This window comes from Shewanella sp. VB17 (assembly GCF_013248905.1).
GTDB lineage: Bacteria > Pseudomonadota > Gammaproteobacteria > Enterobacterales > Shewanellaceae > Shewanella.
Genome location: NZ_JABRVS010000001.1, coordinates 5,155,245 through 5,163,726, shown reverse-complemented (window position 1 = coordinate 5,163,726; position 8,482 = coordinate 5,155,245). Strand labels below are relative to the sequence as shown.

Genomic DNA, 8,482 nt, shown 5'->3' with positions numbered 1-8,482 from the left:
TCCGCAGTGGCGGAGACTCTATTTCGGCGATTAAGTTGGTAGCGGCTATTCGTCGTGAGTTAAGCATTGAAATCGTGTTGAGTGTATTCTTCAGTCAGCCCCAAATTGCCTCATTTTCTAATTGGTTAGAGAGAGAGAGGTGCCTAGATGATTTGTTGAAAATGTTAACGCCTGAGTCCTGTGCAAGGCAGAAACTGTTTATGATCCATCCTTCTAAGGCTGGGAGTGAAGTCTACGCGCCTTTGGCCGCAGTTTTAGCGGATGAGTTCAACTGTATTGGGATAGATAATTATAATCATGTATCTGATCATCGAATCTCCTCGTTGCGAGAAATGGGGAAAATTTATTTAGACTTGATGTTAACCAAAACAGCACTCGATCAGCCTATTTATATTCTTGGCTGGTCGCTGGGAGGGCAAGTTGCTATGGAGGTTGCCTATCAGCTTGAATTGCGTGGCGCAAAAAATATTAAGTTATATTTATTGGATTCACTGATGAATACAGCGGAGATAAAAAGTTTAAGAGAACAACAAAATTTGAGTATTATATTAAAGTCGATGGCAGAGGATTTATTGCAATCAGGAGTTGAGCAAAGTTATATTGATAAAGTTGTTGGTGCGTTCTCATATGAGCATATTATGGGTCAAGGGGACCCAAGTGGTAAATTAGAGTACGCAGAAGTAACCTTGTTTAAGGCGGGTAAAATTGAGTCTAGTGTTCAAAATGATAATATTGGTCGTCAGTTTGATTATTTTCTGTCAGAACTAACTGACAATAATATATCTTGCTGGGCAGAAAAACCGGTTGCAGTAAAATTGTTCAATGAGCGTTGTCATGATGATATTGTGCAAGCAGTTGTTTCTATTCGATTAGGAATTATCGAAAGCTTGAATATAGAAGTGTCAGTACTTAACGTTTAAACCGTATTGTTCATAGGTATGCGAAATGTTGCGTACCTATGCTTTATGAATATTAAAAAATAAAGAATACTTAAGATTAATTAAATATTGAATATATATGTAATGTTCAATACCGCATCAGCTTGTTATAGTTAGTTTAGCTTTTCTAATTTAGGGGTTAACTAACGCTAGCATTCTAAATTAGAGAATTATATGCGTCACGAAACAGAAATTGTGTATAAATGCACAGAGGAAAAATCTTACTTAGGTGGATTTGTGTTCTCCTTATTATTAGTAGCAACTTTGATTTCATTACTGGGGACATTAATGACGGATTTTGCCTTAGGGCAATGGGTGTATAAAAGAACAAATTCGGCTACCGCTTATGGGGTGATTGGTTTTGCTGCGCTAGCACCACAGTTATTGTTCTCCCCATTAATTGGTACTTTGCTCGATCGTTATGCAAGAGGGACATTGATGCTTATCGGTCATGCTGGTGCCGGGATGTGTACCTTAATGTTAGTGATTTTATATGTTAATGACATGCTTACATTCTGGTCTATTTTATTTTTGGTGGGTATAAGTTCATTTTTTAATGGTTTGATTAGTCAAAGTTTTATGTTGTTGATCCCTGTAATAATAAGAGAGTCACAGTTAATTAAATATCAAGGTTTTATTCAAGGAGGAATGGGACTGATTGAATTGTCAGTTCCGGCACTGGCTGCTTTTTTATTGGTGAGTTTAGGTCTTGAAGGGATCTTTATGGCTGATGTAGTCAGTTTTATAGCCGCGATAGGTTTGATTATGATCATTGTTGCCAAGATTAATCAAGCAGATGGTAGACTTGTGCAAGATGTGAAAAACCGTAAAAGTATTAGCAGTCAACTACTATTTGGATTTGGTTACTTAAAAAATCACCGTCACTTATTAGCGTTAGTGGTATTTATGGGAGGCATTAATTTTAGTGTAGGTATAGTGCATGTGTTATTTACTCCCTTGGTTTTGAGTTTTTCAACCGTGGTTGAATTAGGAACATTGTTAACTGTAGCGGGTGCCGGAACTTTGATCGGTAGCACATTATTAACCTTTGTAGTGCAGGTCGATAATAAGCGTTCATTCCTCTGTTGTGGATTATTTATAATAGCCTTATTGTTAATAAGTTCGACCACTGTATTTGTGAACCCTAATTACACCTTATGGTTATTAATGAGCATAGTCCTATTACTTACCTTGTCATTCGTTATGGTTGGGAGTGTTAATCAGGTGATATGGCAAACTTCAGTACCAACTGAATTTCAGGGGAGGGTGTTTAGTGTGCAAGCATTAATTTCACAGGCGTCATTACCTTTGGCTTTTTTGGTGGCGGGTCCTTTGGCTGATTATGTATTTGAACCTCTATTAGCTGAAAATGGCTTGCTATCTACCAGTGTGGGTACCTTGATTGGTGTGGGACCAGGACGAGGAATTGTGCTGCTTTATGGGCTATGTGGATTATTGATCATCACCAGCATAGGTCTATTTTATCGTATAACAAATTCTAAAACATTTCGTTAATTGAAATTTTCACATAACAATAAATTATTATAATAGGAGAGTAAAATGGATGTATTTGAAACCTGTGAATCCGAAGTTAGAAGTTATATTCGTTCTTTTCCCGTGGTGTTTGAACGTGCGGAAAATGCATTAATTTGGGATGAATCTGGTAAGGAGTATATCGACTTCTTAGCAGGAGCAGGCACGTTAAATTATGGACATAACCCCGCTAAAATGATAACAGCCTTGATTGAATATTTAGGTAATCAGGGGATCACACATAGCTTGGATAAGGCCACTATCGCCAAGCGAAACTTCATGGAGACCTTTTATGAGGTGATACTTAAACCACGTAAATTAGATTACAAGATGCAATTTACTGGGCCAACGGGAACAAATTCAGTAGAAGCTGCCATTAAGTTGGCGCGTCGAGTAACGGGGCGTAGCAATGTTATCGCTTTCACGAGGGGCTATCATGGATTGACTTTAGGGGCTTTGGCATTAACGGGTAACAATTATTACCAGCAAGCTAATAATGGTGGGAGAAATAATGTTTATCACGCCCCTTATGATGGTTATTTTGGGCCTATAGTGGATACGGTGAGTTATTTAAATACCTTGCTAGAGGATAATAGTAGTGGGGTGTCATTGCCTGCCGCCATTATTTTAGAAACTGTTCAGGGAGAGGGAGGGATCCATGTCGCTTCTAAATCTTGGTTACAGGGGATTGCTAAACTTTGTAAAACCCATGGGATATTATTAATCATTGATGATATTCAAGTAGGTAATGGCCGAACTGGGGATTTTTTTAGTTTTGAATTTGCAGGGGTCACACCAGATATGGTGTGTCTGTCTAAATCTATTGGTGGTGGCTTGCCTTTAGCTTTACTCTTACTCAAACCTAAATGGGATCAATGGTTACCGGGGGAGCATACGGGGACCTTTAGAGGAAATAATTTAGCGTTTGTGGCAGCGAAAGAGATGCTCAATTATTGGCGGGATGATAAATTTGTAACCGATATCCATGAAAAAAGTGCCTTGATTCAGACTAGGTTGGATCAATGGGTGCAAGATTTTCCTTCATTATGCTTGTCGGTTCGAGGGCGAGGTATGGTTTGGGGAATTGAAATACAACAAGAGGGGTTAGCAAAGGTATTATCGAGTACCTTATTTAAACAAGGTTTGTTGATTGAGACCTGTGGTTCAAAAAACAACGTAATAAAATTACTACCCCCATTAACCATAGAAATTGATTTGTTAAATAAAGGATTAAATAAGATAGAAGGGTCACTCTTCAAACTCAACACCAAAAGTGAGTAGTTCATTAGTTTTATTTTACAATTTAAATAATGTTTTTAATATCGTTAGGGAATAAATACAAATTAGATTTTAATCAAGACTAGAATCATTGACACATAACTAATTGTCGCTTCAGTGATTGACGGTAGATATTTTATTGTCTGGTGAAAAATTTAGTTTAGTTTAGTTTAGTTTAGGTTTGGTCATTACTGTGAAGGTTGATATTGACTGAGTAGTGAGTTTTTCATGGGTATCTATCTACGTACTGCTGATTATATTTGTCAGTTAATGGATTTTTATTTTCACGTTTTTAAAAATATTTTACAGTATGATTAGGTAAAACAATAAATCCTAGTTCAGCACTAGGTAGTATGGGATGATAATGCTTTTTTCCAACAGGCATCATTAAGATTTTTTCTGTTGGAAGAAAGCTGTATCAGATTTTCTGTTACCGTCTAATTTAAAAGTGTATTTTTTATTAAAATACTTTTATGAAAAAAACCGACTAAGTGCCCTCAATGGCAGCAATAAACTTATTGGATTCATCGATCGACTTGTTCATTTCTTTGAGTAAATTTGAGATGTCCGTTTGCAGGCTGGTAAATTCTCCTTTTATGGCGCCAATTGCTTGGGCGTTGAGGTTATGTTTAAGGTAAAGCATATTGTCTTTCATGGAGACGAGGACTGGCGCCATTTTGTCCTCTGCACGCTTCATTGTTCGCATGAGTTGTTCATAAGAATGTTTAGTCTCGCGAAGTTTTGTTTCACTATTACGGCGTAAGCTTCCTTTACTTATCTGTGCTATTTCACTTTGCCATTCATCAAATAAGGCGTCAGCGACATCTTCGACCTTGTCGATACGATTACTAACATCATCGGCGGCTTCTTGTGATGCTTCATACTCGTCTTTGGCTTTGTTGTAAGTTTTTTCGAGATCGCCACCATTATGATTAAGCAAAGCCTGCATCTCTGCTAATGCAGAGCTAAATTGTTCTTGCGCCTCTTCTTGTGAGTCTTTGGCGTCAGTGACCCTATCGACCATGATGTCACGCTTGTGATAACCCACTTTTTCCATTGCGCCATAGTAAGCGCTCTGACATCCACCGAGTAAAAAACTGGTCGCTAGAATGGCCATTGAGATATTTTTTTTCATCGAGTAGGGTGTCCTTGTTTAGTTCTGGTATAAGCTGAGGAATCAGTGCGCATTAATTAATCAGCCTTAAATTTAGCTGCATCAATAATGCTCCAAAGATGAACTATGCCACCTATGATGGCAGGAAAAATCAGCCACCACATGGCATAACACACTATGGTTATAAGACAGAATAGTATGGCGGCTAAGATACGACCTTGTACTAGCTGACCTAGGCCAGGAAAGAAAAAGCTCGCGATTGCAGCGATTACATTACCTGCAGATCCTTGTTGTGACATCGATTTATTCCTTACACTTGTATATCTTGGGTTATAAGCTTTATTGTATGAAGATACGCATTTAGCACCAATACTCTAACTATGGAATCGAGATCCTTGTGAAGAAAAAGATTAATTTAACTCATTTTCAAACATTAATGCTAAGTATCTGGCACTTTATAATACATCTAAAGCAGCGATTAGCGGAAGATCAAATCAATATTCGTGCAGGGCACTTAGCCTATGTGACGTTATTGTCTCTGGTACCTATGGTCGCTGTGACTATGTCGATGCTGTCTGCGTTTCCTGTATTCCAAGGCATTAGGGGGCAAATAGAAGGGTTTATCTATAATAATTTTCTTCCATCTGCCGGTGATAGTGTACAGGTTTATATCAATGAGTTTGTTGATAACGCTTCTAAAGGGACGGCTGTTGGTATCGCAGCTCTGATGGTGGTGGCGCTTATGTTAATCTCGAGCATTGATAAATCTCTCAATAGTATTTGGCGGACGAAGGAGAAACGCTCTTTGGCGGTATCATTTTCTATGTATTGGATGGTGTTAACTTTAGGACCTGTTTTGATGGGGGCGAGCTTAGTTGCAACCTCTTACGTGGTCTCGCTTAAGGTCTTTAATGGCGCTGATCTTTCCGGGATTGTTCCCTTGCTGGTAGAGCGTTTACCTATGTTGTTTTCAGTTGCAACATTCCTGTTGATTTATATAGTGGTTCCCAATACCAAAGTTAAGTTTTTTCATGCTTTATTGGGTGCAATAGTGGCAGCGCTTATGTTTGAATTTGGTAAAAAGGGATTTGCTTTTTATCTCACTAAATTTCCAACTTATGAGGCCATTTATGGTGCATTGGCAACGATCCCAATATTATTTTTATGGGTGTACTTATCTTGGACTATTGTTTTATTTGGGGCGGTGATCACTGCAGCTATGCCTGAGTATTTGGACAAAAAACAGATAAAAAATAAAAAAAATTAACTGAGGATATTACGGTGGATAATGAACTTAATATAAATAAAGCTTACTTTAAAGACAGCCAGGGGCAAGGTGAAATATCCAAATCTAAGGTGAAATAAAGGTTTCTCGCGATGCCCTTTAGGAGTTATTAACCTGAAATGGTCACTGATAAGATGCTGCATGTAACAGTCTATAGCATATGGGATATGACATATAATATAAAGGAAAATAGATAGAATGAAAAAACTCATCATCGGAGGTGTTATTACTTCTTTATGTGCTTGTGCGATGACGGAAAATAGTGCCGTAAACGTTAAAGCGAGCTTGGCTCCAGTGCGAGTGACATTAAATGGGATGACGAATGAAGATGCGATAAGTCAGTTGTACGAAGCGCTGATTCAGAAAAACTACTTAGCAACAATGGGGGGAGATAATAGAATTGCAGTCATGTTCAATGAGAATCAATTTTTACTACAGCTGAGTATAAATCCTGATGGGATTGATCGCATCATGATGAATTGTTTCTATGCCGTGCACCCTAAACTTGTTGGCAGTAAAGATTTACTGGTATTAATTGCCACCTTGAATCATAAACTCAACTTTGCTAAATTTACCCTACGTGAACAAGGTGCTGTTATCCAAGTGCAGGGCGCAGCCACGTTCGTCAATACTATAGAACTAGAGGAAATTAGACGCCTAATGTTGTGGACTGATGAAGGGCTAAAGCAAGTTGGGCTGGTTCTGCCAAAAGGAATACGGCAGCTAATTAAGCCTATTGCTGTCATCCAATAAATATCAGTCGTTATCAATATTCTCTGTCGATAAATAATTCAAGTTATCACATTAGAGCGAGTTTAACTTTCTAATTGATAGGCTTTCTCTTATAAAAAATATCGACAGTGAAGATAAGCAGGGCTATCCAAATAAAGCCGAATGTCATGCTTTTTTCTAGGTCGAAAGGCTCTTTAAAGAGGGTTATAGCTATAATAAACATGATACTCGGGCCAATATATTGTAAAAAACCTAGCATGGAGAGAGGGATCCTGACTGCGGAAAAAGCAAAACATAACAAAGGAATTGTAGTGACCACTCCCGCAGCTATTAATAACATGTTAAGCAATAAGTCATTGCTCATTAAGTGAGTCAGAGAGTCCCCAACATTAGCAAGTAGATAGATCAAGGCAACCGGAAATAAAATGGCAGTTTCGACCAGTAGGCCTGTTTTTGCATCGACATTGACTTTTTTTCGTAGTAATCCGTATAGACCAAATGAACATGCGAGCCCAAAAGAGACTAGGGGGATGGAGCCAAATGAGATAATTTGAATTAAGACCCCACTTCCAGCTAACGCTACCGCCAACCATTGTAGTTTACGTAATCTCTCGCCAAGAAATGCCATACCAAGTACCACATTAATTAATGGGTTAATAAAATAACCTAAGCTGGCATCTAACATGTGATTATTGTTAACAGCCCAAATAAAGAGTAACCAGTTAATAGCAATTAAAATTGAGGTCAGTGTCAGTATCATTAGCTGTTTTGGGCGCTTAAGTACTTGCCTGAGATGTGAAAAACCACCGAGCATCATCATAAGTACAGTGACAAAAATAAATGACCAAATGACTCTGTGGATTAATATTTCTGTAGCAGAAACATGATCGAATGATTTAAAGTAAAGTGGAGCAAAGCCCCATAAAGTGTATGCGCAAATCGCAGATATGATGCCCTTGCTGTGTTCTGAATTAAACATGAATTAAGCTATAAAAGGAGAGTTGGCTGTATTGTATTCCTCATCACTTGCGGGCTCAAGCCTGATCTTATTTTAGTCCTGTTGCCGTTAAGGGTATGGCAAGAAAGTGACGCTCATCACTTGATAGCTTAACCGACCATGTAAGTGCCTGTTCCGAAAGCAATATGATCTCCATGTTCATTATGCAGCTCCATACGGCAGACTGAAACACGGTTGCCTGCGCGGATCACAGTGCCTGAGCCGGTAAATATATTTCCTCTGCCCGGCCGTAAATAATCGATGCGAAGATCGATGGTCCCTAAGGTTTGAATGCGGTTTTGTAGTTCTTCTATACTCCAATTATCTCGACTGGCGACGATACCAGAGAAAGCGGTGAGGCCACCAACGACATCCAACACAGTAGCGGTGACACCGCCATGTAGGATCTGCTGATGAATATTTCCGATAAGCTCTGCTTTCATATTGATGGTGACTTCAACACCATCAATATCATAGCGTTTTATATCTAAACCTAATAAATTGTGGAAGGGGATCTGTTTGTCGAAGACCTCAGCAACTCTGTGTAGGATCTCGGTTTGAATAGGGTTCGTCATGAAAGTATAAGTCGCTGTTGTCAATGATTA

Annotated in this window: 9 protein-coding genes; 5 read left to right on the top strand and 4 right to left on the bottom strand. The window is 38.6% G+C overall.

The annotated features are described in order from the left end of the window. From HQQ94_RS22220 to ectB, 3 genes are all read left to right on the top strand, one after another. Window positions 1–920, top strand: a 920-nt coding sequence (locus HQQ94_RS22220) for a thioesterase domain-containing protein (protein WP_217274096.1), incomplete at its 5' end; no start/stop codon positions are given. A gap of 192 nt (window positions 921–1,112) precedes the next feature. Further along, the gene (locus tag HQQ94_RS22215) at window positions 1,113–2,453 is read left to right on the top strand and encodes an MFS transporter (RefSeq protein WP_173296448.1); all 1,341 of its coding nucleotides are present in this window, start codon (window positions 1,113–1,115) and stop codon (window positions 2,451–2,453) included. Between the two features lie 45 nt (window positions 2,454–2,498). Next, entirely contained in the window at window positions 2,499–3,752 is a 1,254-nt protein-coding gene (gene ectB / locus HQQ94_RS22210) for a diaminobutyrate--2-oxoglutarate transaminase (RefSeq protein ID WP_173296447.1), read from the top strand. Between the two features lie 484 nt (window positions 3,753–4,236). On the opposite strand, the gene HQQ94_RS22205 is transcribed toward ectB, so the two are convergent. Together HQQ94_RS22205 and HQQ94_RS22200 are read right to left on the bottom strand one after the other, a co-directional pair. Then, a complete protein-coding gene (locus tag HQQ94_RS22205) occupies window positions 4,237–4,884 on the bottom strand; it encodes a DUF2959 domain-containing protein (protein WP_173296446.1) in 648 nt (215 codons plus the stop codon). Window positions 4,885–4,940: 56 nt separating this feature from the next. After that, window positions 4,941–5,162: a hypothetical protein gene (locus tag HQQ94_RS22200; protein WP_173296445.1), complete on the bottom strand. Its 222-nt coding sequence runs from the start codon at window positions 5,160–5,162 to the stop codon at window positions 4,941–4,943. A 98-nt stretch (window positions 5,163–5,260) separates the two neighbouring features. Between HQQ94_RS22200 and HQQ94_RS22195 the strand changes: the two genes are divergently transcribed. Continuing rightward, entirely contained in the window at window positions 5,261–6,130 is an 870-nt protein-coding gene (locus tag HQQ94_RS22195) for a virulence factor BrkB family protein (protein WP_173296444.1), read from the top strand. Window positions 6,131–6,346: 216 nt separating this feature from the next. After that, entirely contained in the window at window positions 6,347–6,901 is a 555-nt protein-coding gene (locus HQQ94_RS22190; protein ID WP_173296443.1) for a hypothetical protein, read from the top strand. A gap of 70 nt (window positions 6,902–6,971) precedes the next feature. Here the strand turns inward: HQQ94_RS22190 and rarD are convergent, their stop codons facing one another. Both rarD and HQQ94_RS22180 read right to left on the bottom strand, forming a co-directional pair. After that, entirely contained in the window at window positions 6,972–7,859 is an 888-nt protein-coding gene (gene rarD / locus HQQ94_RS22185; RefSeq protein WP_173296442.1) for an EamA family transporter RarD, read from the bottom strand. Between the two features lie 128 nt (window positions 7,860–7,987). After that, window positions 7,988–8,452, bottom strand: coding sequence for a thioesterase family protein (locus tag HQQ94_RS22180; RefSeq protein ID WP_173296441.1), 465 nt, complete (start codon window positions 8,450–8,452; stop codon window positions 7,988–7,990). Between the last annotated feature and the right edge of the window lie 30 nt (window positions 8,453–8,482).